The organism is Curtobacterium citreum (genome assembly GCF_006715175.1).
Lineage (GTDB): Bacteria > Actinomycetota > Actinomycetes > Actinomycetales > Microbacteriaceae > Curtobacterium > Curtobacterium citreum.
In genome coordinates this window covers 3,189,604-3,215,965 of sequence record NZ_VFMQ01000001.1, presented here as the reverse complement: position 1 = coordinate 3,215,965, position 26,362 = coordinate 3,189,604, and the positions used below count along the sequence as shown (strand labels likewise).

The window sequence follows — 26,362 nt, the reverse complement described above, 5'->3', positions numbered from 1 at the left end:
GACGGACAGGAGGATCGTGGCGGCCCCGCCACGCGCCTCCCGTCCGGTCCTGGTCGCGGCCAGATCCGCCGCCAGATCCGCGCGCGTCAGACGCCGGCGGGCACCGCCACCCGTGTCAGCCGCACCGGGACGGCCTTCGACACCGGGGTGTTGCTGCCCTTCGCCGCGCTGTCCAACGGCACGAGCACGTTCGCCTCGGGGAAGTAGGCGGCGGCGCAGCCGCGCGCACTCGGGTACGCGACCACTCGGTAGTCCCGCAGCACGCGCTCGACGTCGTCGTCCCAGACCGTCTCGACGTCGACGTGGTCGCCGTCGGTCAGCCCGAGCTCGGCCAGGTCGTCGGGGTTGACGAAGACGACGTGCCGGCCCTTCTTGATGCCGCGGTACCGGTCGTTCAGGCTGTAGATCGTCGTGTTGTACTGGTCGTGCGAGCGCAGGGTCTGCAGCAGCAGCGTGCCCTCGGGGCGCTCGACGTGCTCGAGCTCGTTCACCGTGATCATCGCCTTGCCGGTCTTCGTCGCGAACGTCCGTGAGTCACGCGGGCCGTTCGGCAGCACGAAGCCCTCCTTGCTGCCGGCGCGGCGGGAGTAGTCCTCGAAGCCGGGGACGACGTGGCTGATGTGGTCGCGGATCACGTCGTAGTCGTCCCGCATGGCCTGCCAGTCGACCGGGACGCGGTCGCCCAGGGTGGCCTTCGCGAGCTCGCACACGATCGCGACCTCGGAGAGCAGGCCGGGGGCGACCGGCGGGACCTGCCCGTGGCTGCCGTGCACGGAGCAGACGGTGTCCTCGACCGAGACGAACTGCGGGCCGGCAGCCTGGACGTCGATCTCGGTGCGGCCCATGGTCGGCAGGATCAGGGCTTCCCGCCCGACGACGGCGTGCGAACGGTTGAGCTTCGTGGACACCTGGACGGTCATCTCGGTGCCGCGGAACGCCTGCTCGGCGAGCTGGCTGTCCGAGATCGCGGCGACGAGGTTGCCGCCCATGCCCATCCAGAACCGGATGTCGCCGCGCTGCATCGCGTGGATGCCCTTCAGGGCGTCGACCCCGTGCTCGCGGGGCGGCTCGAAGTGGAACTCCTTCGCCAGGGCGTCGAGGAACGAGTCCGGCATCTGCTCCCAGATGCCCATCGTCCGGTCGCCCTGCACGTTGCTGTGCCCGCGGATCGGCGAGGCGCCGGCGCCGGGTCGGCCGATGTTCCCGCGGAGGAGCAGGAGGTTGATGATCTCCTTGATCGTGTCGACGGCCTTGGTGTGCTGCGTGATGCCCATCGCCCACGTGATGATCGTGCGCTCGGACCGCAGGTACCGCTCCGCGAGCTCGTCGATCTCCTCGATCGTCAGGCCGGTGGCGCGGACGACCTCGTCGTCGTCGACCTGCAGGATGTGCTCGACGAACGCGTCGTACCCACTCGTGTGCTTCTCGATGAACGCGTGGTCCACGACGGACCCGGGCGTGCGCTGCTCGGCGAGGACCACGCGCTTCGCGATCGCCTGCAGCAGCGCCATGTCGCCGCCGAGCCGGATCTGCAGGAACTGGTCGGCGATCTCGGTGCCGTGCCCGACGACGCCGCGGACGCGCTGCGGGTTCTTGTAGCGGCGCAGGCCGGCCTCGGGCAGGGGGTTCACCGCGACGATCTCGGCGCCGTTGCGCTTGGCGTCCTCGAGCGCGGTGAGCATGCGGGGGTGGTTCGTGCCGGGGTTCTGGCCCATCACGATGATGAGCTCGGTGTGCTCGAAGTCGTCGTACGCGATGGTCGACTTCCCGATGCCGACGGTCTCGGCCATCGCCAGGCTCGTGGACTCGTGGCACATGTTCGAGCAGTCGGGCAGGTTGTTCGTGCCGAAGGCCCGGACGAACAGCTGGTAGACGAACGCCGCTTCGTTGCTCGTGCGTCCCGAGGTGTAGAACGATGCCTCGTCCGGGCTCGACAGGCCGTTCAGCTTGTCGGCGATGATCCGGAACGCCCGCTCCCAACTGACCGGTTCGTAGTGGTCCTTGCCGGCGGGCTTCCACACCGGTTCGGTCAGGCGGCCCTGCATGCCGAGCCAGTACTCGGTCTTGTCGGCGAGGTCGCCGACGGAGTGTTCGGCCCAGAACTCCCGCGGGACGAGCACCGGAGTCGCCTCCCAAACGACGGCCTTGCCGCCGTTCTCGCAGAACTCGGCCGTCTTGCGCTTGTCCGGGTCCGGCCAGGCGCAGCTCATGCAGTCGAAGCCGCCCTTCTGGTTCAGGGAGAGCATGAGCTTGGCGGTGCGCGCGAGCCCGAGCTGCTCGATCGCGGGGCCCATCGAGTGCAGGACGCCGGGGACGCCGGCCGCCCAGTCCTTGGGTTCGCCGACCGTCATCTCGGCGTCGGTCACGTCGTCCTTCGGGGGCTGCTCGGTCACGGGGCGCTCACTGTCTCTCGAGGGGCGGTTGCTGGTTCGACGATCCGCTCGGGCCGGCTGTAGACGACCATGCTCTGGCCGCGCAGGAAGCCGATGATCGTGATGCCGACCTCCTTCGCCAGGTCGACGGCGAGCGACGAGGGTGCCGACACCGCCGCCAGGACCGGGATCCCTGCCATCGACGCCTTCTGTGTCAACTCGAAGCTCGCGCGGCCCGACACCATCAGGACGGTGCCGCTCAGGGGCAGTCTGCCTTCCTTGACCGCCCACCCGACGACCTTGTCGACCGCGTTGTGGCGCCCGACGTCCTCGCGGAGGACGAGCATCTCGCCGCTCCGCCCGTCGAACAGCGCCGCGGCGTGCAGCCCACCGGTCTTCTCGAACATGTCCTGCGCCGCCCGGAGCCGGTCGGGGAACGTCGCGAGGAGCGCCGGGTCGAGCACCAGGTCGTCGTGGTGCACCGCGTGCTGCGAGGTCGTCCGGACTGCGTCGATGCTCGCCTTGCCGCACAGCCCGCAGGAGCTCGTCGTGTAGAACGCCCGTTCCAGGCTGGGGTCCGGGGCGGGGACGCCCGCCGCGAGCGTGACGTCGAGCAGGTTGTAGGTGTTCAGGCCCTCGTCCGTGGCACCCGCGCAGTACCGCGCGGCGGCGAAGTCCTCGCCCCGGGCGATGACCCCCTCGGACACCAGGAACCCCGCCGCCAGGTCGACGTCGTTGCCCGGCGTCCGCATCGTGATCGCGAGCGAGTTCCCGCCGACGCGGATCTCCAGCGGTTCCTCGACGGCGAGCAGGTCGTCACGCACCGACCGGGACGTCGCGACGGTGATGCGGGTGACGCGCTTCCGCGCCGTGATCCGGCTCATGGTCCGGGTCTACCACCCGAGGCGGTGACCCCGCCAGCGTGGTGCGGTTCGCGGTGGGAACGCGCGGTTCTCCACAGGGCTGTTCTCACCGAGCTGCGGTCACCGGGTCCACGGCAGCCGGACGGGAGGCACGGCCTCGCCCGCCACGCGGCCCCCGGACGCGACGACCATCAGTCCGTCGGCGTCGGCCAGGCCCCGGAGCATCGCCGACGTCTGGTGCGCGGCCGGCACGGCTCCCCCTGGAGTGTCCCGGTACGCGAGGACGAGGTCATCCGGCCGTTCGTTCGGGACGTCGACGGCCAGTCGGACGGACCCCGTCGGCTCCGGTGCGCGTCCGAGCACGCCCGCGACGAGCGGGCCGCCGAGCAGCACCGCCCCGACCATCGCCGCCATCGGGTTGCCCGGCAGGCACAGGTAGACGGTCGCCCCGCGACGGGCGAGGAGCATCGGCCGACCGGGGCGGACGGCGACCCGGTCGACCAGCAGCTCGGCGCCGATCCGGGCGAGCGCGCCGCGGACGTGGTCCGTCGAGGACCCCGCCGTGCCGCCGGTCGTGACGACGATCCGCTCCTGCGCGCCGTCGAGCACGCGGGCGGTGGCGTCGGCGTCGTCGGACACGCGCTCGGCTGCGACGGGGTCGGCCCCGAAGGCCCGGAGCACGGTCGGCAGCGTGTGGGTGAACACGTCGCGGACCTGGCCGGGGCGTGGGACGCCCGCGCCGACGATCTCGTCGCCGAGCACCGCGACCCGGGCCGTCGGGGCCGGCGCGACGAGCACGTCGTCGACGCCGGACGCCGCCGCGAGGGCCGCCCGCGGCGGGGTCAGCACCGTGCCCGCGGGGAACAGCGTGCTGTGCCGGGCGACCTCCTCGCCGGCGGGACGGACGTGGCGGCGGTCCGAGGGGGTGTGCCGGACGAGCCGGCCGTCGGCGTCGACCGCGGCGTCCTCCGAGCGCACCACGGCGGTCGTCCCGGGCGGCACCGGTGCACCGGTCGTGATCGGGCGTGCGTGCCCGGCGGCCAGGGTTTCCGTCGACGGCACGGCCCCCGCGACGATGCCCGCGCCGAGCGTCCACGGCCCGTCGCCCGCGACCGCCCACCCGTCCATCGCGGCCCCGTCGTGGCCGGGGACGTCCCCCGGGGCGACGAGGTCCCCGACGAGCGTCCGGCCGATCGCCGCCGCGAGGTCGAGTCGCAGGGGATCCGACCCGAACCCGGGGCCGGACGCCGCGAGGTCCGCCGTCAGTCGGACGCCCTGCCGGTGCGCCTCGGCGCGCGCGGCCTGCCAGGGGAGCAGGACCGCCGTCACCGGGCGCCGGCGTCGGTGCCGGAAGCGGTGCTCGCGTCGGTGCCCGGTTGCGTGCCCGGTTCGCTGCCCGTACCGCTGCTGTCGGCTCCGCGGGCGAGGGCGGCGCGGGTCGCGGTCGCCGCAGCGGCCTCCACGTCCGCCGTCGAGCCGCCCCGGAGCCCAGCGGCGTAGCCGACCAGGAACGTCGTGAGCGGGGCGGCGGGCCGGGCGACACCGTGCGCGGCGTCCCGGGCGAGGTCGAGCACGACGTCGCGGTCGAGCGTGAAGTCCTCGGGGAACCCGAGCGCCTCGGCGAGCTCTGCGGTCCATGCGGCGAGGACGTCGTCTGTGGTCATGCGGTCAGTCAAGCAGCCCGCTCGTCCCCGTGACCCGGGCGGCGTCCGCCGGTTCGTCCACGTCCGCACAGAGACCGCCGGACAGCGGCACCTCGACGAGCCGGAGCCCCGCGGTCAGTCGCCGCACGGCAGCGTCGGTCGGGTCGCCGAGCGCCCGGACGGCGTCACGCAGTGCGGACGACCGGTAGAGGGCGAGGAGTGGCTGCCGACGCCCGTCCTCGTCCACGGCGACGAAGCCGTCGGCGTCGACGGTGTCGTCCGCCGACCGCAGCAGCGCGTCGACCGCCCGCTCGGGCCGCACGAGGTCGCACGCGAGCACGAGCGTCCACGGCGCGGGCGCGGGGACCGCCTCGAGCCCCGCGGCGATCCCGGCCACCGGTCCGCCGAACGGCGGTTCCTCGCGCGTGACGACGACCCCGTCCGGCGCGGTCCGGCCCTCCCGGAGCCCGACGAGCACGACGCTGCGGGCCCTGGCTGCCGCGGCGACCGCGTGGTCCGACAGTGCCAGGCCGTCGGCGACCAGGGCCGTCTTGTCGATGCCGCTCATCCGCGACGCCCGACCCCCGGCGAGCAGGACGGCGTCGTACTGCACGCCCGGGGTGGTCATGCGGGAACGTTACCCCGCCGTGGTCCGCCGACGGCATCGCACTCGGTACCGTGAGCCCGTGAAGTCGAAGAAGATCCGTCGTCGGCTCGACGAGGCCGTCGGGGCAGACCACGTGGTGCGCGTCGTGCGTCGCACCGAGCGGGAGTCCCGGTACTCCGGCTTCGTGCTCCGCGTCGGCGCGAAGTGGGTCCTGATGGCCCCGCTGGCCGACGGTGGCGCGTTCGACGGCCTGATCGCGATCCGGTTGCGTGAGGTGCACAGCGTCAGGCGCGACACCACGTTCGCGGCACGCGCCGCCCGGCTCCGTCCAGAGTGGCCACCGTCGTCGCTGGTCCCGGCGGGCATCGACCTCGACACGACCGCCGGCGTCCTCCGCACGATCGCCGCCGAGGGAGAGCTGATCGGGATACAGACGGACCAGCGACTCGACGCGCTGTGGATCGGGCTGCTTCACGAGGTGACCCGGCGGTGGGTGTACCTGCACGAGGTACGGCCGGACGCCTCCTGGCGGGACGTGCCGCTGGGGTACCGCCTCGGCCGCATCGACACCGTCGAGACGGGCGGGCAGTACCTCCGCGGGCTGCGCACCGTGGCCGGCCGGGGACCCTCGGCCTGAGCCACGGGAACTGTTCACCACTCCCGGCCCCGCTCGACCGGGGATCGCCACTAGCGTGACGGGTGTGACCCTCCGAACCCGACGGCGTGCGACGTGAGCGGCCTGCACGCCGTGCCGACCATCCACGACGTGGCGGCGCTCGCCGGGGTGTCGAAGTCCGTCGTGTCCCGGGCGCTCGCCGGGGCGTACGGGGTGGCGCCGGCGACCGTCGAGCGGGTCAAGCGCGCCGCGGTCGAGCTCGGGTACGTCGCGAACGCGAACGCCCGCGGGATGTCCGCCCACCGCACGCACACGGTCGGGGTGTTCGTCCGCGACGCCGCGACGCCGTTCTACGGGCACCTGCTCACGGCGTTCCAGCTGCAGGCGGCGGCCCGCGGCTACCGGGCGGTCACTGCGACGGGCGCCGGGTCGTTCCCGCTCGCCGAGGAACGCCGCGCGCTCGAGACCCTCGTGTCGCTCCGGGTCGAGGGGCTCATCGTCTGCAGCGGCGCCCTGCCGGTGGAGGACGTCCTGCCGTTCGCCCGACGCATCCCCACGGTGATCGCCGGACGTCCGGAGCGCGACCCGTCGGTCAGCAGCGTCTACTGCGACGAGCGCGGCGGCGGCCGAGCACTCGCAGACCACGTCGCCGACGCCGGGCACGTGCGCGTCGCGGTGCTCACGATCAGCGCCGCGGGCTCCCTCACCCAGTCGGCCCGGACCGACGCGATGGCCCGACGGCTCCGGTCCCGCGGGGTCGACGTCCTGCGGATCCGTGCCGAGGACCACGGCAACGACCCCCGCGCGCTCGACTCGTTCGTCGCGGCCGTGATCTCGGCGGGCGGGGTGTCGGCGATCATGGCGCCGAGCGACCACTACGCCGTCGGGGTCCTCGAGGCACTGCGGCGCCGCGGGCTCTCGGCGCCGCAGGACTTCTCGGTCACGGGCTACGACGGCATCCGGCCGTACGACACGGAGCTGTTCGGGATCACCTCGTGGCGGCAGCCGCTCGACGTGATCGGCACGATGGCGGTCGACGCCGTCGTCGACCAGGTCGACGCCAGCCGGGCGAACGCCGCGCACGTCGCCGTCGACGGGGAGTTCGTCCCCGGCCGCACGCTCGCCAGCGCCTGACCGCGCAGCGACCCAGCCGACACCGGTCGTTCACCGCTTCGTCACCGCGGGGAGGGGTGCGCTCGGGAACGATCCCCACCACGATGGGGAACGTTCCCGAAACCGCGACGAACAGGACGAGCATGCCGACCCCCACCACCCTCGACACCTCTGCGGCGACCGCCCCCGCCGTCACCGCCAAGGGCGCCCGCGACGACAGCGACCCCTACCGCTACGGCGTCTACCTGCGTCCAGACCCCCGGACCTGCCGCGCGGTCACCGTCGTCACCGACCAGCTCCGCGCCCAGTACGGCCTGGTGTCCTCCGGCGCGTTCCCGCCCCACGCCACCCTGATCGGCAGCCAGCCGTTCGGGTCCGCCGAGTCCGAGGTGATCGACGCCCTCACCGCGCTGCTCGACGGTCGACCCGGCTTCCCGGTGCACAACGCCGGGGTCCGCGAGCAGGGCATCGGCTACGTGTACGACGTCGCCACGAACCCGGACGGTTCGCGGAACACCGCGTTCGACCAGCTCGCGATCGACGTCGACGCGGCCGTGGCCCCGTTCCGCCGGTCGATGAACGCGCCGCTGCCGAACGACCACGACCCGGAGCGCTACCGCCCGCACCTGTCGCTCGCGTCGCACGACCTGTACGTCCGGCCGGACCTGCACGACGAGGTCGGCGAGTTCATCCGCGGCCTCGACGTCCCGGTGCCGTCGGACTTCGTCGGCGACACCGTCGTGCTCTGCCGCACCGCGAGCCCCGACTGGACGGGGCGCTGGTGGCAGACGATGACGTGGGAGCACGTCCGCACCTGGAAGCTCCGCACGCCGTGACCGCGACGCTGCGCGACGTCGCGCGCCGGACCGGCATGTCCCGCTCGCTCGTGTCGCTCGCCCTGCGGGGCGACGACGGCGTGTCCGCACCACGTCGGGAACTGGCCGTGCGCGCCGCGGACGAGCTGGGCCTCCCGGTCGGGTCGCTGGCGCGACGTCGCGCAGCCGGCGCACCGCTCGTGCTGGGCCTCCTGCTGACCGAGCGGGCCAACCCGTTCCACGCGGAGGTCCTGCGCAGCGCGCAGGCCACCGCGGACACCCTGGGGTTCGCGCTCCGGGTCGTCGATGCGTTCCGTGACGACGACCGCCTGGTATCCGGCCTGGAGGCACTGCACACGTCCGCCGGGTCGGCCGACGGGGTGCTCGGGGTCGCGGTGGTCAGCAGCCGGCTCCCGCCAGCCGCGCTCGCCGCGGCCGCGGCGGACCTGCCGGTCGCGGTCCTCGGGTCGGCCGGCGAGGCGCTCGCCGGCCGCGGGGTGGACACGGTCCGCTCGGACGAGGAGTCCGGGATGCGGGAGCTCGTGCTGCACCTGGCGGCGGCGGGCCACGTGCGCACGTGCTTCGTCGGCGAGACCGAGCACCCGTCGACCACCAGGCGCGGGCGGGCGTACGGCGCGGCCGTGGCGCTGCTGCCGACCGACGGCCGCGCCGAGGACGTCGGGTCGCTCGTCGCCGACCCGGCGCGGATCGCCCGACTGCTCGGCGACGGGGTGACGGCGTTCGTGACCGCCAACGACGCGACGGCCGCGCGGCTGGTCTCCGCGGCCGCCGGTGTCGGCCTCCGGTTGCCGGGCATCGCTTCGGTGACGGGGTTCGACGGGACCGCCCTCGCCGGGCGGCTCGACCTGACGACCGTCGACCAACCGCGTGCCCGGATGGGTGCCCGCGTGGTGGAGCTCGTCGTCGAGCGGCTCCGCGGGCGCCGGGTCGAGCGGCACGAGGTGCTCCCGACCCGGCTCGAGCAGCGGGGGTCCGTCCGTGCGGCCCCGCTCGTCCTCAGCCCGCGCGGGTGACGGTGGCGGAGAGGGCTGCGACCCGGGTGACCAGTCGCTCGTGGGGGTCGCCGGCCCCGACCGCGACGTAGTCCTCGGCGTCGACCGCGCGATCCGTCGGGACGCCGTGGCGGAAGCCGCGGAAGCGACCGCCGGCACGTTCGAGCACCAGCGCGCCGGCGGCGACGTCCCAGGGGTGCGTCGCGAAGCCCAGCGTGACGTCGGACCACCCGGCGGCGACGTGCACCAGGTTGAGCGCGCCGCTCCCGGTGCTGTGGTGGTGCCGGAAGTCCAGGGTCAGGTCCCGGAGCAGGCCGAACGCGGCGGTCTCGCCGAGCAGCTCGAGGTCCTGCTGCACCGGGAAGCTCGTCAGCACCGTGGCGTCCTGCGCCGGTCCCGAGACGGACCGCATCGGTCGGCCGTCCAGGAACGCGCCGGTGTCGTCCGCGCCGAACGCGTGGTCCGCGACGGGGTCGAGCACCACGCCGGCGACGACCGTCCCGTCCACCTCGGCCGCGATCGAGACGCACCAGTACGCCAGGCCCCGGGCGAAGTTGGCGGTGCCGTCGATCGGGTCGACGATCCAGCGCACCCGGGCGCCCTCGGGAGCGGGACCGACGGTGCCCTCCTCGCCCAGGACCGTCGACCCGGGGACGGCCGTCGTCAGGAGTCCGGTCAGGGCACGCTCGGCGGCCCGGTCGTGCTCGGTCACGACGTCGTGAGCGTCGCGCTTCGTGTGCACGACGACGTCGGAGCGGAAGGCACTCAGGAGCGACGGGGCGACGGCGCGCGCGGCGTCCTCGGCGGCGCGGCGGAGGACGGCGGGTGCCGGCGGGTCGGTGCAGGGGAGTTCGGTGCGGAGGCGCCCGGTGCGAGGGGGCACGGTCGGGGTGGGTTCGGTCATGTCCCCGGTGTACGACGCCCGCGGCGCTGGACGCGGAACCCCCGGCGTCGCGCGGCCGTCCCACGGGTGAACTCCGGCGACGGTCCGGGGTCCACGACGCCCCGTCCGGGCCCGGTGTCGAACACTGCGTGAACGGCGGGCGGCGGGACGTCGACCTCGCTTGCGACCGCCGCGGCCGCGCCTCCACAGTGGTGTCGTCCCCAGATCGGGAACGTTCCCTAACCCGAGGAGTCCCCACCATGACGGTCTCCGTCCGGCCCGGCCTCGTCGCCGGTCGCCAGCGGTCCGCCCCGGCCACCCGCTCCTGGCACCGAGCCGACCGACGCGTCGGCGTCGTGCTGCTCCTGCCCGCGCTGCTCGTCTTCGCGGTCTTCGTCTTCTGGCCGCTCGGCCGGGTGCTCCTCCTCAGCACGCAGGGCACCGACATCTTCGGGCAGCCCGCCGGCTCGGTCGGCCTGCAGAACTACGTCAGGACCCTCACCGACCCGGCGTTCGGTCGGACGATGCTCAACACCGCGGTGTTCTGCGCCGGGGTCGTCGCCGCCCGGGTGGTGTTCGGGCTGCTCATCGTGGTGCCGCTCACCGCGAAGCTCCGCGGCATGCCGGTCTACCGGGCGCTCCTGACGTCCCCGATGGTCGTCTCGGTGTCGGCCGCGTCCGTCGCCTTCGCCGCGATGCTCGCGCCGGGGACCGGTCTCGTCGACACCGTCGTGCAGCAGTTCGGCGGGACCCCGGTGCCGTGGCTGACGAGCACACACTGGGCGCTGTTCAGCGTGATCGTCGTCACCGCGTGGGGGTCGCTCGGCTTCACCGTCCTGCTGCTCCTCGGGGCGTTCGGGGCGATCGACCCCGAGGTCGTCGAGGCGGCCCAGCTCGACGGTGCCGGACCCCTCCGGGCGTTCTGGTCGGTGTCGCTGCCGCTCGTCACGCCGACGCTGTTCTTCGTCGTCGTCACCGGCACGGTCGAGGCCCTGACGACGTTCGGGCAGATCCAGATCCTGACCGGCGGGGGACCGGCGGACTCGTCGAAGACCCTCGTCTACGCGATCTACCAGCAGGCGTTCGGGTCGGCGAGCGCCAACTTCGGGCTCGCCGCCGCCCTCGGGGTCGTGCTCTTCCTGCTCGTCCTCGCGCTGTCGCTCGTACAGTTCGGCGTGCTCGAGAAGCGGGTGCACTACTGATGGGCCCGCGCACCGCACGACGCGTCCGCAGCACCCTGCTGCACGTCTGGCTGATCGTCGCCGTCGTGGTCGTCTGCTTCCCGCTGTACTACGTCTTCGAGGGGGCGCTCACCCCGTCCGAGTACCTGCACCAGGGGCTCCCGGGACTCGTGCCGATCCACCTCGACCTCGGCAACGTCGAGCGGGCACTGCAGGTCGCACCGCTCGGTCGGCAGTTCCTCAACAGCATCGTCGTCACGCTCGCCCAGACGACGTTGCAGGTCGTCATCGGCATCGTCACCGCGTACGCCCTGGTGTTCTGCCGGCTCCGCGGGACCCGGGCGATCTTCCTCGTGCTGCTCGCGAGCATGATGATCCCCGGCGAGACGACCCTGATCGCGAACTACCTCACGGTCGCGTCCTGGCACCTCATCGACACCCTGCTCGTCGTGTTCCTGCCGTTCGTCGCCTCGGCGCTGACGATCTTCCTGTTCCGGCAGGCGTTCCTGTCCTTCCCCGCCGAACTGCACGAGGCCGCCGTGCTCGACGGCGCCGGGCACTTCCGGTTCATCCGGTCGATGCTCCTGCCCGTCACCCGTCCGACGCTCGTCTCCGTGACGCTCGTCAGCGCGACCGCCGCCTGGAACGGGTTCTTCTGGCCGCTCCTCGTGACGAACTCGCCCGAGAACCGGACCGTGCAGGTCGGCATCGCGCAGCTGTCCAACGCCGAGGCCTCGGACGTCGGCGTCGTGCTCGCCGGCGCGGCGATGGTCACGCTCCCCGTGCTGCTGCTGGTCCTGGTGACCCAGCGCTTCCTCGCCGGCGGGATCACCGCCGGCGCCCTCAAGTAGCCCCGGCCGCACGACCCCGCGCGCACGACCTGGCCCGCCCGCACGACGCCCACCACTCCCGCCCCATCCCGACTCCGTCCCCACAGGAAGGCCCTCCCATGCCCGCTCGTCGCTCCTCCGTGCTCGCGGTCGCCGCCGTGTCCGCCGCGGCACTGCTCGCCCTCACCGGCTGCTCCGCCTCCGGCTCCGCCACCCCCGCCGCGTCCTCGGGACCGGTCACCGTCGACTTCTGGCACGCCATGACCGGCCCCGCCGCGACCGAGCTGGACGAGCTCGTCAGCCAGTACAACGGCTCGAACGAGCAGGGCGTGACGGTGAAGGCCACGTTCCAGGGCCAGTACGCCGACGTCCAGACGAAGTACACCGCCGCGGTGCAGTCCGGTTCGACCCCGGACCTGCTCATGATGAACGACGTCTCGACCGGCTTCATGGTCGACTCCGGGCAGACCGTCGCACCGTCGACCTTCGCGAAGGAGACCACCACGGGCGGGAGCATCGTCCCCGCCGCGAAGGCGTACTACAGCGCCGGCGACGGCCTCGCCGCGATGCCGTTCTCGGTCTCGATGCCCGTGCTGTACCTCGACAAGGCGATCGTCCAGCGCGCCGGACTCGACGTCACGAAGCCGCCGACGACCCTCGACCAGGTCGCGCAGTGGGCCGACCAGATCCACCGCACGACCGGCCTGTACGGCATGAGCATGAACATGGCCGACTCGTGGATGCTCGAGGAGCTCAGCGCCTCGGGCGGCCAGCCGTTCTGCACCCCGTCGAACGGCCGCACGGGCAAGGCCGTCACCGGCGTCTCGCTCACCTCGGACACGCAGGTCGCCTTCATGACGACGCTGCAGGGGCTGTACCAGGACGGTGCCGCGCTGAACCCGGGCACCGACTCGGCGGCGCAGAACTCGGCGTTCTCGAGCGGCAAGGTCGGCATGGTCCTCACCTCGTCCGGTGCCTACACGACCCTCGACCCGACCGGCACGAAGTCCGTCGTGTCCACCTTCCCGACCACCTCCGGCGCGAAGGACGCCGGCGCGGTCATCGGCGGCAACGCCCTGTGGATCTCCGGCAAGGGCCACTCGTCCGCCGAGCAGCGCGCCTCCTACGACTTCGCCGCGTGGCTCGAGACCCCCGAGGTGCAGGCCGAGTGGGCGAAGGCGACCGGCTACCTCGCGGTGAACACGGCCTCGAAGGACACCGCGGTCGGCAAGCAGTCGCTCGCCGACCCGAACGCCGCGACGATGTACCGCCAGCTCAGCGACGACCCGACGAGCACCGCGAGCGCGGGCTGCGTCACCGGCGCCTTCCCGACCGTGCGCGCGACCGTGATCGGCGCGTTCAACAAGGTGGTCGAGGGCGCGGACGTGCGGTCCACGATGCGGGCTGCGGAGACGCAGGCGAAGTCGCAGATCGCGTCGTACAACGCGGCCGCCGGCAAGTGACGCTGCCGGACTGGCGGACGGGAGGCACGGGGCGCGTCCGCCCCGTACCTCCCGTCGTGCGTCGGCGGGTGCCATGATGTCGCTGTGTCGGACACGAGCGCGCTCCTGGTCATCGACCTCCAGCGCGGGGTCGTGCGGGACTGCTTCGACGCGGACGGAGTCCTCGCCCGCACGGCGATCCTCGTCGACCGCGCTCGGGCGAGCGGTGCGCCGGTGGTCTGGGTGCAGGACCACGGCGACTTCGCCGAGGGCTCCGCGGACTGGGAACTGGCAGCGCCGTTGCACCGTCTGACGGACGAACCCCTGGTCCGGAAGGAGTACCGCGACTCGTTCTCGGACACCGATCTCGGCGATGTCCTCCGGTCACTGGGTGTGCACCACCTCGTGGTGGCGGGAGCGCAGAGCGACTACTGCGTCCGGACGACGACCCAGGCCGCTGCCGTCCGCGGCTTCGACGTGACCCTGGTCTCCGACGCGCACACGACGACGGACGCCGAGCACGACGGGGTCCGCATCAGCGGCGAACAGATCGTCGCGCACACGAACATGTACTTCAGCGGTCTCCGGTACCCGGGGCAGCAGCACGCCGTCGAGCGGCACGACCGCGTACAGTTCACATCGCTCGGCTGACGCAGCGCACCCAGCGCTCCTCGTCGAGCCCCGTGCCGGGGTCGGTCCTGGGCTCGCCGAGACGCGAGAAACCGTGGCGAGCATAGAAGCGCTTGGCTCGCTCGTTGACCGAGAAGACGAGCAGATGGGCTGCAGCTCGCCCGAGCGCAGCGTCGAGCAGCTGGTCCGACACCCCGGTGCCCTGTGCGGCTGCATCGACGTAGAGCGTGCAGAGCTCCATCGCGGGCAGGCCGGGCTCGCTCGACCGTGAGGTTCGCGACACCCCGAGGACGACGTCGCGGGCGCTCGCGAGCAGGACGCGACGCTCGCCACGGCGGATCCGTCCAGCCCAGCGCGCGCGGCGGTCCTGCGAGCTCGGGGCGTCGAGGAACGTGTCGGGGACGAGGCCTCGGTACGTCTGCTCCCACGCCCGGACCTGGAAGGCCGCGACGGCCTCGGCGTCGTCGAGTTCGGCCACGCGGATCTCCATCGTCCGATCCTGCCGTACCGCACGACGCGTCAGGAGCAGCGCTCGAGCGCGAAGGACGTGCCGCCGCCGAAGGACCGACCGGGGGCCGCGTCGGCGAAGGTCGAGCCCCAGCGCTGCACGACCCGGCAGCCGAGGTCGGCGGCGGCGCGGCGGACGGGATCGGTGGCGGCGGCGCTCGACGCGACGACGAGCAGGTGGGTCCGACCCGACCGGACGATCGACTCCACCTGCGCTGCGGTGAAGACCGGGACCCGGCCGGAGAACCCGCCGTCGGTCAGGACCTCGTCGCCGGTGTCGCCGATGACGTCGGCGGCGATCCGCCACGAGTCGGTGAGGAACAGCGGCGCCCCGTCCTGACCACCACCGGCACGCCGGGCCGCGCCGACGAGGGCGGCCTCGTCGGCGGGCAGCCGGGTGTGGCCGCCGACCACGTCCGGAGCGGAGATCGTGAACGCCGCGGTGCCGGCGGACCGACCGCCGGCGGACGAGCCGCCGCCGCGGCCGAGCGCGAACGCCCGCTCCGGGGTGCCGCCGCGGGCGAAGGCGCCCTGCCCGACACCGACCGACGCGTCGCCGCCGCTGCCGTCCCGTGCGGCGTCGAGGACCTGCAGCGAGAAGCACGCCGGTCCGAGCACCACCGCGGCGACGAGCAGCCCCGCCGCCGTCCGCCGCCCGCGGGTCGACGCCACGATCGGGTCGCTCCGACGCCAGCGGACGACGAGCAGCACGAGCGTCACCACGGTCGCCCCGACGGCGATCGCCCCGAGGAGCGCCGGCTCGGACGAGGCTCTCGCCAGCCACGCCCACCACGCACCCTGGACCACGAGCAGGCCGACGGGCACGAGCCGCATCCGGCGGTCGGTCGCGTCGACGAGGCTCGCGGCACCCCACCAGCCGAGCGCGCCGAGCGCCGCGAGCTGCACGCCGATCCCGGCGACGTACGCGGTGTGCGGGAGCCGCAGGACGGACAGCACCGCTACCGCCGTGACCAACCACACGACCAGGGCGACGAGCGTGGCGGCGGGGACCCGTGCCTCCCGTCCGGCGGTCCGGCGCCACCACCGGGCCGCACCGATCCCGATGCCGGTGAGCGCAGCGGGCCACGACCAGCCGACCTGCGACGCGTACCGCGGCGAGAAGAGCTGCAGCAGCGAGTGCCCGCCGCCCCCGCGGCCGGCGGTCGCCGTGCGCCACGCGTCCGCGACGTGCGTCCCGGCGTGCCCGACGGCGGCACCCAGCGCGCCGACGGCTCCCGGCCACAGCCCGGGCAGGAAACGGTCGACACCGTTGTAGCCGAAGACCATCGCGAACACGCTGTCGTCGGTCGACCCGTCGAAGTACGGGTGGTCACCGGTCGGCAGCAGGCCGAGCACGACCGACCACGCGAGGCTCGCGACGATCGCGGCGCCGAGCAGCGCGGCGACGTGACCGGTGGCACGGCGCCACCGCGCTCCGGGACCCGCGGTGGCGATGACCGTGGCGAGCACCAGGGCGGGCAGCACCATCCAGGCCTGCAGCATCTTCGCCTGGAAGCCGACCCCGACGAACAGCCCGGCGAGCAGCAGCGGCCACCACGTCCGGGTCAGCGCGGCCCGCTGCCACCACACCAGCGCGACGGCGAGCGACATCGTGAGGAGGCCGTCCTCCATCGGGTGGCCGAACATCGACACGAAGATCGGGGTGCTCGCGGCCAGTGCCGCGGCGACCAGGCCGGCCCGGGCGCCGAGCCAGCGGAGGGCGACCACGGCGACGGCGAGCGTCGTGACCGCGCCTTCGACCACCTGCGGCAGGGCGAGCGACGCGGTGGACATCCCGAACAGGTGGATGCTGATCGCCTGCGGCACCGCGAAGCCGGCGAGCTTGTCGAGCGTCACCGTCGCGCCGGGGTCGAACGATCCGGACAGGAACGCGGGCAGCGACTCGGACATCGACCGCGCGGCTGCGGCATAGAAGGACATGTCGCCGCCGCGGGCGAGGTTCCAGCTCGTCAGGACCGCGCCGAGCACGACGATCGCGGCCAGTGTCGTGCGCTGGGGGACGGTCTGGTGCCACCACCGTGCGGGCCGTGCGGCGGCGGGGTCGCCCGACGTCGGGGCGGGGTGGTTCGGGTCCATGCGCCGAACATCGCGCCGGAGTCGATGAAGGAGCCTGGGGTCGCCGGTCCGCAGGACTCCGGTTCGTTCAGGAGCGGTACCAGGATGCCCATCGATAGGGTTCCCGGATGCGTCCTCGTCACTCCGCTCAACGTGCTGCGCTCCTGCTCGCCGGCCTCGCTGCCGTGTCGGTCGTGGTGGCCGCCGCCGCCGAGCACCTGGCCTGGCCGGTCGCGCCGGCGTTCCCGTGGGCGCACGGCGGGTCGTACTCGTACGTCGCGGTCCGGTCCGGCGAGGCCGTCGCGCGCGTCGCCCAGGTGGTGGTGTGGGGGTCGTCGGCGCTCGCCGTGGTGCTGTCGCTGGCCGCGGCGGTGGCGGGCGTGGTCGCCAGCATCGCTCGGCGGACAGACGGGGCAGCACGCTCCTGACGGCGCGCCGATCCGCTGCTATGTTCGGCCGCACAACAAATCCCGCCCGACGCCGGTGTCGACGGGTGCCGGGGAGTGGTCGGGATGCACGGAGTGGTCGGTTCTGAGGGAGCACCGCAGCACGCGGTCGCGCACCGCACGGGCACGGCGGTCCTGACCGTCGTCGACCGCCACGGCGAGCCGCTCCGCGACGCCGAGGTCACCGTCGAGCAGACCCGGCACGCCTTCACGTTCGGCAACATCGGGTTCGACTTCATCGGCCTGGCGAACGGCGAGCGGGAGCCGATCGGCACGGGCGACCCCGACCACCTCGCGGACCTGTTCACCGACGTGTTCACCACCGCGACGCTGCCGTTCTACTGGGGCACCTTCGAGCCGGAGCCCGGCCGTCCCGCGACCGACCGCCTGCGTCGCACCGCGGCGTGGTTCCGCGACCGCGGTCTCGACGTCAAGGGCCACCCGCTCGTCTGGCACACCGTGCAGCCGGACTGGCTGCTCGGCCGGCCCCTCGACGAGGTCGAACGACTCCTCCGCGAGCGCATCCGCCGCGAGGTCGGCACCTTCGACGGGCTCGTCGACACGTGGGACGCGATCAACGAGGTCGTCATCATGCCCGTGTTCGACAACGGGCCGAACGCGATCACCCCGCTCGCCCGGGCGAAGGGCCGCATCCCGATGGTCCGGCTGGCGTTCGAGGAGGCCCGCGCGGCGAACCCCCGGGCGACGCTCCTGCTCAACGACTTCGACCTGTCCAGCGCGTACGAGTGCCTGATCGAGGGCGTGCTCGAGGCCGGGGTGCAGCTCGACGCGATCGGTCTCCAGACCCACATGCACCAGGGTTACTGGGGCGAGGACACGATGCTCTCGATGGTCGACCGCTTCGCCCGGTACGGCCTGCCGCTGCACCTGACCGAGACGTCCCTCGTCTCCGGCGAGCTCATGCCCGCGGACGTCGTCGACCTGAACGACCACCGCCTCGACTCGTGGCCGTCCACCCCGGAGGGCGAGGCACGACAGGCCGACGAGCTCGAGCGGCACTACCGCAGCCTGGTCGGGCACCCCGCGGTCGAGGCGATCACCTACTGGGGCATCACGGACGCCGGGGCCTGGCTCGGTGCGCCGATCGGTCTGGTGCGGGCGGACGGAACGCCGAAGCCGTCGTACGCGGCACTCCGTCGGCTCGTCAAGGACGAGTGGTGGACGCCGCCGACCGTGCTGCGCACGGACGACCGCGGGCAGGTGCGGACCACCGGGTTCCGCGGCGCGTACCGGGCGACCGTCCGCGGGACGGCGACGGACTTCTCGATCGGTCGGCAGCCGACGGAGGTCACGCTCACGACGTGACCGGAGGACGGACGGGAGGCACGTGGCGGGTCCGCCACGTGCCTCCCGTCCGTCGCGGCCCGCGTGCCCGCCGGACGCGAGACGCCGCCACCTGGGCGGGACGCCGCCGGGATCCGCGGCGTCTCGCGGCCACGAGGGCATCTCGCGGCCGTCCGCGTGGATCCCGGCGTACCGTCCGCTCCGTGGACGAGATGCTGATCGGGATCGAGGAGCACTGGACGTCGGAGCCGGTCGACAAGGCGTTGCGGGCGCTGTCCGGGAACGACGCCGACGCGAGCCTGGTGCTCAACGACCACGGGGACGTCGCTCGACGGCTGGCCGACCTGGGCGAGCTGCGGCTCGAGGCGATGGACCGCCAGGGCGTCGACGTGCAGGTGCTCTCGCTCGCGCCGCCCGGGGCGCAGGTGCCCGCGGCGGCCGACGCCGTCGCGCTCAGTCGGGACGCGAACGACCGGGTGGCCGACGCGGTCCGGGCGCACCCCGACCGGTTCCGGGCGATGGCGACGCTGCCGCTCGTCGATCCGGTCGCGGCAGTGGCCGAGCTCGAGCGCGCGGTCGCGTCGGGCCTGACCGGTGTGATGGTCTACGGCCGCGTCGGCGACGTGATGCTCGACGACCCGCGGTACGACGACCTCTGGTCCGTGGCCGAGCGACTCCGGCAGCCGGTGTTCATCCACCCGCAGGTCCCGCCCCGGGCCGTCCGCGACGCGGTCTACGGCGGGCTCGGGGCGCCGGTCGACCTCGCACTCGCGACCTTCGGGTGGGGGTGGCACCTCGAGGCCGGCACCGCTGCGCTCCGGTTGATGGCGAGCGGTGCCCTGGACCGGCACCCGGACCTGCAGCTCGTGCTCGGGCACTGGGGCGAGCTCGTGCTGTTCTGGCACAGCCGGGCGGACGGCGTCGCCCGGATGGCGGGCCTCGACCGGTCGGTGACCGAGTACCTCCGGCAGAACGTCTGGATCACGGCGTCCGGCATGCTCGACCCGGCGCTGCTGCACCACGCGCTCGCGGTCACATCGGCCGATCGACTGCTGTTCTCGACCGACCACCCGTTCCAGGACCCGTCCGCGGCGGAGATCGCGGCGTTCCTCGACGCCTTCCCGGACGACGGCAGCCGGCGGGCGTTCGCCTCGGGGAACGCCCGCCGGCTGTTCGGCCTCAGCTGAGGTCGAGCGTCCGCTCGAAGGTGCGGGTCACCGGCGGACCGGCGAGCACCTGGGCGAGGGCGTTCGCGGCCCCCTCCGGGGTGGCGCGCCACGCGACGTAGGCGTCGTGGTCGGCGGCCGTCGTCCAGCGCTCGAGCACGACCGCGCGGTGGGCGTCGGCGTCGTCGACGAGCACCTCGAGGGACTCGTTGCCGGGGAAGCCCGCCGTCTGTGCGAGGGTCTCGCGGACCACCGAGGCGATGGTGTCGTGGTCGACGTCGTCGCGGAACTGGACCTCGAGGAAGACCGTCTGGGTCACGGGTGCACCTTTCGTCTGCGGGCGGCCGGCGTTCGGCCACCCGTCGAGCCAACCGCGCGGTGCTCCGCGGTGTTCCACGCGAGGATCACGGGTAGTTGAGACGTTTGCGGCGGAGCCCCTGCTCTCCGAGCGCCATCACGAAGGGTGGAGCGACCGAGCCCAACCGGTGGATCGAGCGTTCGTGCCGGAGACAGAGATCTCCCATGGCCTCGCCGGTCAGCTCGCCCCGCACGAAGGCGATGATCCGGGCCTCGTGCATGTAGATGGCACGGGCCTCGAGCGGCCGGCTCGCGACCCGGTGGTCCTTCGCGAGCAGGAGGAACCCCGAGCGGGTGCCTTCGGCGATCCACTCCTCGTCCGGCATCGCCTGCGCGCGACGGTCCCCGTACTCCTCAGCCAGGGTCCGGGCGTCCCACCCGGCTGCGCGGAGACGTGCGACCAGGATCCGGCCACCCACGGAGCGGTCGAGCAGGAACCGTGCGGGTGTCACGGTCAAGCGGCTTGCACCAGGATCGACCGCAGCTCGTCGTCCTCCAGCGAGAAGTCCGAGGCCACGTCGCGCATCCGTTCCCCTGCTCGGACCCGGCTGACGACGTCCTCCACGCTGACACCGATGCGAGCGATCGTCGGTCGGCCGGAGTTGCGACGCGGGTCCACGACGACCTCCGCCCGCTCGTAGGCGGGCAAGCGGAGGAAGTCCACGAACCCGTCACGGTAGGAGATGGTCTGCAGGAACTCGGCGACGACGTCGCGGAAGACACCCTGACCGTTCCGCACGACGACGAGCTCCCGGTCCCCGTTCTCGATCAGGATCTCCGCGCCGTCGGTCCGGAGCCGCTCGCTCAGGAGTGCGTACTCAACGCCGATCTCCTTCCGGAGAGCATCGATGGCGGGCCGGATGCGCGCCATCGGGAGTCCGGCTCGGCGGAACGTCTCGACGATGTAGCCCTCGGCGAGGGCGTTGAACGGGACGGTGTACCCCCGGCCGTCGCTGACTCCGGTGAGGATCGGCTCGCTCCACCCCCACGCATCAGCCGCTCGCTGGCGGAAACGGTGCCCGTGGGACCAACGGGCGAACGACGTGGACGGCGCCCGGACGATCTGCGCGGCCTCGGTCAACGAGTAGATGGGCGTCGTGTGCGCGACATCGTCGATCGACGTTTGCATGCAAACACCCTACCTCGGCGCTGTACGCTGCCGCCGTGACCGCTGCGGACGAGGCCGGCCCCTTCTTCCACGGCTCCCGGGCGGAACTCCGCCTGGGAGACCTGCTCGTGCCCGGACGCCCGTCGAACCACCGGCCCGAGGTGGTGATGCGGCACGTGTACTGCACGGCGCTGCGGGACGGTGCCGGGCTCGCAGCCGAGGTCGCCGTGCTCCTGGTGGAGATCGCCGGCGGCGACGCGTCGACCGTCGCTCCCCACGTCTACGAGGTCGAGCCCCTCGGATCGCTCGAGGACGACCCGAACGTGACCGACCAGAAGTTCCCCGGCAACCCGACCCGCTCCTACCGCTCGACCGAGCCACTTCGGGTCCTCCGCGAGGTCCACGACTGGACGCCCCTGACACTCGAGGCCCGCGCGCTCTGGTGCACTCGACTCCTGCGGATGCGCGACGACCCCGCCGCCGTCATCCGCAACTGAGGCACCCCGGACCCTCCTCCTCGCACGACGCAACGTGGGCGGTTCCTCGCAGTGACATCCCGCTGTGAGGAACCGCCATCATTGCGTTCCGCGGTCTGCCGGGACGTGTGACGACAAAATCCTTCCGTTGCAAGGTTTTCGATGCTAGCTTCTGCTTCACCTAGCAGCACTAGGTATTCAGAGGGCCTCGCGCCCCCGATGACTCGAGGAGGAGTCATGTCGACACCGACGTCGAAGGAAGAGCCCCAGACCGGGCTCGCCGGAACCGCCAACCCGCCGGTCACCGCGGCCGCCGGGGCGACGAGCACCGACCCCGCAGCCGCGTCCCGCGCGTTCTCGGTCGAGGGCATCACGCAGTCCGTCAGCACCATGCGCGTCGGCGCCGGGTACATGTGGGCGCTCAGCCTCGCGCAGTTCGGCCTCTTCGCCGCACTGCTCACCCCGGTGTTCGTGAGCATGGCGATCAAGGCGACGGTGCTCAACCCGACCAGCCCCGAGACGATCGTCGGCTCGGTCCTGCCGTTCGGTGCCCTCGGTGCCCTGCTCGCGAACCCGCTCGCCGGTGCGCTGTCCGACCGCACCCGGACCCGCTGGGGTCGTCGCCGGCCGTGGATGGTCATCGGCGTCGTCGTCTTCGTCGTCGCCCTCGCCTGGCTCGCCTTCTCGCCGGACGTGCTGCAGCTGACCTTCGCGTGGGTCCTGGCGCAGGTCGCCGCGAACGCGGTCCTCGCCACCCTGACCGCGAGCTTCGCGGACAACGTGCCCGAGTTCCAGCGCGGCAAGGCGTCGAGCGTCATCGCCCTCGCGCAGAACATCGCGATCCTCGCGGGCCTGTACCTCGCGGTGTACCTGACCGGGAACCTGCCGGTGCTCTTCATCGCGCCGGGCGTGCTCGCGATCGTGGTCATCCTCGTCTACGCGTTCGTCGCCCGTGACGAGCTGCCGACCCGCGCGATCAAGACGTTCAGCTGGGTCAACCTCATCTCGTCGTTCTGGACGAACCCGATCAAGCACCCGGACTTCGGGCTCGCCTGGTGGGGCCGCTTCCTCATCACCTTCGGCACGTTCATGTTCACGACGTACCGCGTGCTGTACATGCAGGAGCACCTCGGCATCAAGAGCCTGGCGGAGGCCACCGCGACCGTCGCCTTCGGCGTGCTGCTCTACACGATCGCCCTCCTCGTCAGCGCCGCCGTCTCGGGCTGGGTGTCGGACCGCGTCCGTCGCCGCAAGGTCTTCGTCTGGGGCTCCACTGCGCTGACCGCGGTCGGCCTGGTGATCCTCGCCCACGTCGACTCCGTCGGCGGGTTCTACTTCGCCGAGATCGTGCTCGGCTTCGCGTTCGGCATCTACGCCGCGATCGACACGGCGCTCGTCGTCGACGTGCTGCCGGACCCGGAGCGCCCGGGCAAGGACCTCGGCGTCATCAACATCGCCAACGCCCTGCCCCAGTCGCTCGCCCCCGCGGTCGGCCTGTTCCTGCTCGGTATCGGCGGTGGGCAGAACTACACGCTCATGCTCTGGGGTGCCGGTGTCGCCGTGCTCCTCGGCGCACTCGTCATCCTCCCGATCAAGAAGGTCCGGTGACACCCGTGATCCCCACCGTCTCCCTGCAGCTCTACACGGTGAACGCCGCCCTGGAGCCCGACCTCGACGCCGGCGTCGCCCGGCTCGCCGCGATCGGCTTCGACACCGTCGAAGCGTTCGCCTTCGTCGACCGGGCCCCGCAGCTCAAGCAGGCGTTCGACGCGCACGGCATCAGCGCGAAGACCGGCCACGCCTTCCTGGTCGAGGAGTCCATCCCGCTGCCGGACGGTTCCGTGATGACCGCCCCGTCGCACGCGGACACGTTCGCCGCGGCGGCGGTGCTCGGCATCGAGATCGTCATCGACCCGTTCGTCGGTCCGGACGCCTGGACGACCCGCGAGGGCGTCGAGCGCGTCGCCGCCCGGCTGAACGCCGCCGCCGAGGAGGCAGCGGCGCAGGGCATGCGCGTCGGCTACCACAACCACGACCACGAGCTCCGTCCGCGCATCGACGGCAAGCCCGCGCTCCAGGTGCTCGCCGAGCTGCTCGACCCGCGCGTCGTGCTCGAGCTCGACCTGTACTGGGCGTCCGCCGCCGGCATCGACGTCCCCGCCTTCGTCGCCGAGCTCGGGGACCGCATCGTCGCCGTGCACGTGAAGGACGGCCCGATGCGCGAGGGCATCTCGACCGCGTCGGTCCCGACCGACCAGACCCCGGCCGGCCAGGGCGACGTCCGGCTCGCCGAGGCCCTGGCAGCTGCGACCGCGCTCGAGTACGCGGTCATCGAGTTCGACGGCTTCGACGGGGAGATCTTCGACGGCGTCGCGCAGTCCCACCGGTGGCTGACGGAGACCCTCAGCGCGGCCGCCACCCCGAACAAGGACGAGGTACACGCCTGACCCGCACCGGCCGCGTCGGCGTCGGCTTCATCGGCGCCGGCATGATCAGCGAGCAGTACCTGACGAACCTCACGACGTTCCCCGACGTCGAGGTCGTCCGGATCGGCGACATCGACACGGCTCGCGCCGCCGAGTCCGCCGCGAAGTGGGGCGTCCCCGCGTCCGGCAGCGGCGAGGACGTCCTCGCCGACCCGGACGTCGAGATCGTCGTGAACCTCACGCTGCCGGCCACCCACGTCGAGGTCTCGACCGCGGCCCTGCGCGCCGGCAAGCACGTGTGGAGCGAGAAGCCGATCGGTGTCGACCGCGAGAGCGCCGCCGGCCTGGTCGCCCTCGCCGACGAGCTCGGCCTCCGCCTCGGCATCGCCCCCGACACCGTCCTCGGCACCGGCTGGCAGACCGCCAAGCGCGCGATCGAGGCGGGCGCGATCGGCACCCCGCTCACCGCCGTCACGAGCATGCAGTGGCAGGGCCCGGACGTCTTCCACCCGAACGCGTCGTTCCTGTACGCGAAGGGCGCCGGTCCGCTCTTCGACATCGGCCCGTACTACTTCACCGCGCTCGTGCACCTGCTCGGCCCGGTCGAGTCGGTCGTCGCGACCGGGTCGCGGTCGCGGGAGACCCGGCAGCTGGTCGTCGGCCCGAACGCCGGGCAGGAGTTCCCGGTCGAGGTCCCGACGCACGTGTCGGTCCTGACGTCGTTCGAGCGGGGCGGGAACGCGCAGTCGCTGCTGTCCTTCGACACCCCGCTGTTCCGGCACGGCGTCTTCGAGGTCAACGGGACCGAGGGCACGATCGTCCTGCCGGACCCGAACACGTTCGGCGGCGGTCACCCGATCCGCATCGCCCGCCCGCTCGGCACGGACGTCTCGTTCCCGTTCGAGCAGGACTGGGAGACGCTCTCGGACGAGGAGCCGACGGTCGGTCGCGGCCTCGGTGTGCTCGACATGGCCCGCGCGATCCGCGGTGGCGGCTCGCACGTCGCCACCGGCGAGGTCGGGTACCACGTCCTCGACACGATGGTCGCCGTCGAGGAGTCGATCGCGCGCCGCGCGTTCGTCCCGGTCGCGTCGACCGTCGCGCCGATCGCGTCGCTGCCCGAGGACTTCGACCCGCTCGCCGCGACCTTGGAAGGCGCGCCCGCCTCGGTGTAGGTGAGCGGTGACGGACGGGAGGCACGGTGTCGGTCGGCACCGTGCCTCCCGTCCGTCACGTGGTGCGTCGCGGACGCAGGACGGCCTCGTAGACCGCCACCAGGTCGTCGACCCGCTGCTCGACGCGGCCACGCGCCGCGACGAGCGCGGCACTCGCCCGTTCGAGCCGCTCCGGCTCGTCGTGCAGCGTGCGGACCACCGCGGCGATGCCCGCGGCGTCCGGGGTGGGGGTGGTCCACCCGCCGCCCGCGGGGACGACCTCGGCCAGGTCGGGGTCGCAGTGCACGACCGGCAGCCCGGTCGCGACCGCCTCGAGCATCACCATCGGCTGGTTGTCGAAGTCCAGGGAGCTCGAGACGAGCACGTGCGCGTCGCGCATGGCCGCGAGCACCCGGTCGTGCGGGGTCGAGCCGTGCAGCGACACCGGGGTCCCGGACGCCGCGCGGGCGACCGCGGTGCGCGCGACACCGTCGCCGAGCACGTCGACGACCGTGCCCGCGGGGAACGAACGGGTGGCCGCGACGAGGACCTCCGGGCGCTTCTCCGGCGACAGCCGACCGACCCACAGCACCCGCAGCGGCTCGCCGGGTGCGCGCGTGCGGACCCGGGCCGGGCCGATCGTGTCGAGGACCGTCGGCTCGATGCCGTTCGACAGCACCGACACGGGCGTGCGCACGCCGCGGTCCACGAGCTTGTCCGCGAAGTGTTGCGACGGCACGACCACGTGCGCGCTCGCCCGGGACTGCGCGAGCATGACCCGCCACATCCGCCGGGCCGTGCGCGTCCGGGTGAACGGCCGGTCCGGGGCGACGGGGATCCCACGGTGGTCGACCTGGGTGCGGTGCAGGAACGCGAGCAGCGCGGTGGTCACGGCCGGGACGGGCAGGACGTTGCGCGTGTAGACGTCGATGCGGCCGTGCATCGTGTGCACCACCGGGAGGTCCAGGTCCTGCGCGGCGCGGATGCCGGCGAGGGCCGCGAACATCTCGGAGTGGGTGTGCACGACCTCGGTGCGCCGGGCGGCGAGCTCGCGGCGCAGCACGGCACGGACCCGACGGGGCGGCCAGGCGAACGGGTAGCCGTCCGGCCGGAACACCCGGGAGACGGGCAGGCCGACGACCTCGTGGGCGCCCTCGTGCCGCGGGACCGCGGGGTCGTCCGGGCAGTAGACGGTGACCTCGTGCCCGGCGGTCGTGAGTGCCTCGGCCAGGGAGCGCACCGCCGTCTGGACGCCACCGAGCGTCGGCAGGTAGTAGTCGGTGACCAGGGCGATCCGCACGTGCCGAGCCTAGGGGCCGGGTGGCAGGGCCGC

27 protein-coding genes are annotated in these 26,362 nt (G+C 73.0%); 15 read left to right on the top strand and 12 right to left on the bottom strand.

Annotated features, from left to right (window positions below; all coding sequences use genetic code 11):
- Positions 1 to 86 precede the first annotated feature (86 nt).
- The 5 genes from FB462_RS15195 to mobA form a co-directional block, all read right to left on the bottom strand.
- Positions 87 to 2,351 carry an FdhF/YdeP family oxidoreductase gene (locus FB462_RS15195; protein ID WP_141863386.1) on the bottom strand — a complete coding sequence of 755 codons (2,265 nt, stop codon included), beginning with the start codon at positions 2,349 to 2,351 and terminating at the stop codon, positions 87 to 89.
- Positions 2,352 to 2,389: 38 nt separating this feature from the next.
- A complete protein-coding gene (fdhD, locus tag FB462_RS15190) occupies positions 2,390 to 3,256 on the bottom strand; it encodes a formate dehydrogenase accessory sulfurtransferase FdhD (protein WP_141862772.1) in 867 nt (288 codons plus the stop codon).
- A 99-nt stretch (positions 3,257 to 3,355) separates the two neighbouring features.
- Positions 3,356 to 4,564: a molybdopterin molybdotransferase MoeA gene (locus tag FB462_RS15185; RefSeq protein WP_141862770.1), complete on the bottom strand. Its 1,209-nt coding sequence runs from the start codon at positions 4,562 to 4,564 to the stop codon at positions 3,356 to 3,358.
- Positions 4,561 to 4,899, bottom strand: a complete 339-nt coding sequence (locus tag FB462_RS17720) for a DUF6457 domain-containing protein (protein ID WP_188868881.1) — start codon at positions 4,897 to 4,899, stop codon at positions 4,561 to 4,563. Before FB462_RS17720 ends, FB462_RS15185 begins: the two co-directional genes overlap by 4 nt.
- A gap of 4 nt (positions 4,900 to 4,903) precedes the next feature.
- The gene (mobA, locus tag FB462_RS15175; RefSeq protein ID WP_114851372.1) at positions 4,904 to 5,506 is read right to left on the bottom strand and encodes a molybdenum cofactor guanylyltransferase; all 603 of its coding nucleotides are present in this window, start codon (positions 5,504 to 5,506) and stop codon (positions 4,904 to 4,906) included.
- 58 nt (positions 5,507 to 5,564) lie between these two features.
- On the opposite strand from mobA, the gene FB462_RS15170 reads away from it, so the two are divergent.
- The 4 genes from FB462_RS15170 (at position 5,565) to FB462_RS15155 (ending at position 9,063) form a co-directional block, all read left to right on the top strand.
- A complete protein-coding gene (locus FB462_RS15170) occupies positions 5,565 to 6,122 on the top strand; it encodes a hypothetical protein (protein WP_141862768.1) in 558 nt (185 codons plus the stop codon).
- 93 nt (positions 6,123 to 6,215) lie between these two features.
- The gene (locus FB462_RS15165; protein WP_114851370.1) at positions 6,216 to 7,235 is read left to right on the top strand and encodes a LacI family DNA-binding transcriptional regulator; all 1,020 of its coding nucleotides are present in this window, start codon (positions 6,216 to 6,218) and stop codon (positions 7,233 to 7,235) included.
- A gap of 122 nt (positions 7,236 to 7,357) precedes the next feature.
- The gene (locus FB462_RS15160; protein WP_114851369.1) at positions 7,358 to 8,050 is read left to right on the top strand and encodes a 2'-5' RNA ligase family protein; all 693 of its coding nucleotides are present in this window, start codon (positions 7,358 to 7,360) and stop codon (positions 8,048 to 8,050) included.
- On the top strand, positions 8,047 to 9,063 hold the full coding sequence (locus FB462_RS15155; RefSeq protein WP_114851368.1) for a LacI family DNA-binding transcriptional regulator: 1,017 nt from the start codon (positions 8,047 to 8,049) through the stop codon (positions 9,061 to 9,063). The genes FB462_RS15160 and FB462_RS15155 overlap by 4 nt, the downstream gene beginning before the upstream one ends.
- Here FB462_RS15155 and FB462_RS15150 read toward each other — a convergent pair.
- Positions 9,047 to 9,946, bottom strand: a complete 900-nt coding sequence (locus tag FB462_RS15150; protein WP_141862766.1) for an inositol monophosphatase family protein — start codon at positions 9,944 to 9,946, stop codon at positions 9,047 to 9,049. The genes FB462_RS15155 and FB462_RS15150 overlap by 17 nt on opposite strands.
- 239 nt (positions 9,947 to 10,185) lie before the next feature.
- On the opposite strand from FB462_RS15150, the gene FB462_RS15145 reads away from it, so the two are divergent.
- From FB462_RS15145 to FB462_RS15130, 4 genes are all read left to right on the top strand, one after another.
- Positions 10,186 to 11,127, top strand: coding sequence for a carbohydrate ABC transporter permease (locus FB462_RS15145; RefSeq protein WP_141862764.1), 942 nt, complete (start codon positions 10,186 to 10,188; stop codon positions 11,125 to 11,127).
- The gene (locus FB462_RS15140) at positions 11,127 to 11,957 is read left to right on the top strand and encodes a carbohydrate ABC transporter permease (protein WP_058740823.1); all 831 of its coding nucleotides are present in this window, start codon (positions 11,127 to 11,129) and stop codon (positions 11,955 to 11,957) included. The genes FB462_RS15145 and FB462_RS15140 overlap by 1 nt, the downstream gene beginning before the upstream one ends.
- Positions 11,958 to 12,055: 98 nt before the next feature.
- Entirely contained in the window at positions 12,056 to 13,399 is a 1,344-nt protein-coding gene (locus FB462_RS15135) for an extracellular solute-binding protein (protein ID WP_141862762.1), read from the top strand.
- A gap of 84 nt (positions 13,400 to 13,483) precedes the next feature.
- The gene (locus FB462_RS15130) at positions 13,484 to 14,029 is read left to right on the top strand and encodes a cysteine hydrolase family protein (protein ID WP_141862760.1); all 546 of its coding nucleotides are present in this window, start codon (positions 13,484 to 13,486) and stop codon (positions 14,027 to 14,029) included.
- Here the strand turns inward: FB462_RS15130 and FB462_RS15125 are convergent.
- Together FB462_RS15125 and FB462_RS15120 are read right to left on the bottom strand one after the other, a co-directional pair.
- Positions 14,013 to 14,486: a GNAT family N-acetyltransferase gene (locus FB462_RS15125; protein ID WP_167510138.1), complete on the bottom strand. Its 474-nt coding sequence runs from the start codon at positions 14,484 to 14,486 to the stop codon at positions 14,013 to 14,015. The two genes, FB462_RS15130 and FB462_RS15125, sit on opposite strands and share 17 nt — an antisense overlap.
- Positions 14,487 to 14,527: 41 nt before the next feature.
- On the bottom strand, positions 14,528 to 16,612 hold the full coding sequence (locus tag FB462_RS15120) for an ArnT family glycosyltransferase (RefSeq protein WP_141862756.1): 2,085 nt from the start codon (positions 16,610 to 16,612) through the stop codon (positions 14,528 to 14,530).
- A 107-nt stretch (positions 16,613 to 16,719) separates the two neighbouring features.
- Here FB462_RS15120 and FB462_RS15115 point away from each other — a divergent pair, with 107 nt between their 5' ends.
- The 3 genes from FB462_RS15115 to FB462_RS15105 all read left to right on the top strand — a co-directional run bounded on the left by FB462_RS15115 (position 16,720) and on the right by FB462_RS15105 (position 19,529).
- Entirely contained in the window at positions 16,720 to 17,019 is a 300-nt protein-coding gene (locus FB462_RS15115; RefSeq protein ID WP_141862754.1) for a hypothetical protein, read from the top strand.
- 84 nt (positions 17,020 to 17,103) lie between these two features.
- The gene (locus FB462_RS15110; protein WP_141862752.1) at positions 17,104 to 18,363 is read left to right on the top strand and encodes an endo-1,4-beta-xylanase; all 1,260 of its coding nucleotides are present in this window, start codon (positions 17,104 to 17,106) and stop codon (positions 18,361 to 18,363) included.
- Positions 18,364 to 18,554: 191 nt separating this feature from the next.
- Positions 18,555 to 19,529 (top strand): amidohydrolase family protein, encoded by a 975-nt coding sequence (locus FB462_RS15105; protein WP_141863385.1) that lies wholly within the window; start codon positions 18,555 to 18,557, stop codon positions 19,527 to 19,529.
- Here the strand turns inward: FB462_RS15105 and FB462_RS15100 are convergent.
- The 3 genes from FB462_RS15100 to FB462_RS15090 form a co-directional block, all read right to left on the bottom strand.
- Entirely contained in the window at positions 19,522 to 19,827 is a 306-nt protein-coding gene (locus FB462_RS15100) for a putative quinol monooxygenase (RefSeq protein WP_141862750.1), read from the bottom strand. The genes FB462_RS15105 and FB462_RS15100 overlap by 8 nt on opposite strands.
- An 85-nt stretch (positions 19,828 to 19,912) precedes the next feature.
- Positions 19,913 to 20,317 carry a PIN-like domain-containing protein gene (locus tag FB462_RS15095; protein WP_141862748.1) on the bottom strand — a complete coding sequence of 135 codons (405 nt, stop codon included), beginning with the start codon at positions 20,315 to 20,317 and terminating at the stop codon, positions 19,913 to 19,915.
- 2 nt (positions 20,318 to 20,319) lie between these two features.
- The gene (locus tag FB462_RS15090; protein ID WP_141862746.1) at positions 20,320 to 20,994 is read right to left on the bottom strand and encodes a DUF433 domain-containing protein; all 675 of its coding nucleotides are present in this window, start codon (positions 20,992 to 20,994) and stop codon (positions 20,320 to 20,322) included.
- A 35-nt stretch (positions 20,995 to 21,029) separates the two neighbouring features.
- Between FB462_RS15090 and FB462_RS15085 the strand changes: the two genes are divergently transcribed.
- From FB462_RS15085 to FB462_RS15070, 4 genes are all read left to right on the top strand, one after another.
- On the top strand, positions 21,030 to 21,470 hold the full coding sequence (locus tag FB462_RS15085; protein ID WP_141862744.1) for an NAD(+)--rifampin ADP-ribosyltransferase: 441 nt from the start codon (positions 21,030 to 21,032) through the stop codon (positions 21,468 to 21,470).
- Between the two features lie 216 nt (positions 21,471 to 21,686).
- Positions 21,687 to 23,057 carry an MFS transporter gene (locus tag FB462_RS15080; protein WP_141862742.1) on the top strand — a complete coding sequence of 457 codons (1,371 nt, stop codon included), beginning with the start codon at positions 21,687 to 21,689 and terminating at the stop codon, positions 23,055 to 23,057.
- Positions 23,054 to 23,896, top strand: a complete 843-nt coding sequence (locus tag FB462_RS15075; RefSeq protein WP_244289138.1) for a sugar phosphate isomerase/epimerase family protein — start codon at positions 23,054 to 23,056, stop codon at positions 23,894 to 23,896. The genes FB462_RS15080 and FB462_RS15075 overlap by 4 nt, the downstream gene beginning before the upstream one ends.
- The gene (locus FB462_RS15070) at positions 23,893 to 25,050 is read left to right on the top strand and encodes a Gfo/Idh/MocA family protein (RefSeq protein ID WP_114851356.1); all 1,158 of its coding nucleotides are present in this window, start codon (positions 23,893 to 23,895) and stop codon (positions 25,048 to 25,050) included. The genes FB462_RS15075 and FB462_RS15070 overlap by 4 nt, the downstream gene beginning before the upstream one ends.
- A gap of 55 nt (positions 25,051 to 25,105) precedes the next feature.
- Here FB462_RS15070 and FB462_RS15065 read toward each other — a convergent pair whose 3' ends face one another.
- Positions 25,106 to 26,329, bottom strand: a complete 1,224-nt coding sequence (locus tag FB462_RS15065) for a glycosyltransferase (protein WP_114851355.1) — start codon at positions 26,327 to 26,329, stop codon at positions 25,106 to 25,108.
- Positions 26,330 to 26,362 lie beyond the last annotated feature (33 nt).

Coding starts and splice junctions, on each gene's coding strand:
- mobA (WP_114851372.1), bottom strand. CDS start 5,506: ATGACCACCCCGGGCGTGCAGTACGACGCCGTCCTGCTCGCCGGGGGT.
- FB462_RS15195 (WP_141863386.1), bottom strand. CDS start 2,351: ATGACGGTCGGCGAACCCAAGGACTGGGCGGCCGGCGTCCCCGGCGTC.
- FB462_RS15090 (WP_141862746.1), bottom strand. CDS start 20,994: ATGCAAACGTCGATCGACGATGTCGCGCACACGACGCCCATCTACTCG.
- FB462_RS15105 (WP_141863385.1), top strand. CDS start 18,555: ATGCTGATCGGGATCGAGGAGCACTGGACGTCGGAGCCGGTCGACAAG.
- FB462_RS15140 (WP_058740823.1), top strand. CDS start 11,127: ATGGGCCCGCGCACCGCACGACGCGTCCGCAGCACCCTGCTGCACGTC.
- FB462_RS15115 (WP_141862754.1), top strand. CDS start 16,720: ATGCGTCCTCGTCACTCCGCTCAACGTGCTGCGCTCCTGCTCGCCGGC.
- FB462_RS15160 (WP_114851369.1), top strand. CDS start 7,358: ATGCCGACCCCCACCACCCTCGACACCTCTGCGGCGACCGCCCCCGCC.
- fdhD (WP_141862772.1), bottom strand. CDS start 3,256: ATGAGCCGGATCACGGCGCGGAAGCGCGTCACCCGCATCACCGTCGCG.
- FB462_RS17720 (WP_188868881.1), bottom strand. CDS start 4,899: ATGACCACAGACGACGTCCTCGCCGCATGGACCGCAGAGCTCGCCGAG.
- FB462_RS15080 (WP_141862742.1), top strand. CDS start 21,687: ATGTCGACACCGACGTCGAAGGAAGAGCCCCAGACCGGGCTCGCCGGA.
- FB462_RS15150 (WP_141862766.1), bottom strand. CDS start 9,946: ATGACCGAACCCACCCCGACCGTGCCCCCTCGCACCGGGCGCCTCCGC.
- FB462_RS15120 (WP_141862756.1), bottom strand. CDS start 16,612: ATGGACCCGAACCACCCCGCCCCGACGTCGGGCGACCCCGCCGCCGCA.
- FB462_RS15110 (WP_141862752.1), top strand. CDS start 17,104: ATGCACGGAGTGGTCGGTTCTGAGGGAGCACCGCAGCACGCGGTCGCG.
- FB462_RS15145 (WP_141862764.1), top strand. CDS start 10,186: ATGACGGTCTCCGTCCGGCCCGGCCTCGTCGCCGGTCGCCAGCGGTCC.
- FB462_RS15135 (WP_141862762.1), top strand. CDS start 12,056: ATGCCCGCTCGTCGCTCCTCCGTGCTCGCGGTCGCCGCCGTGTCCGCC.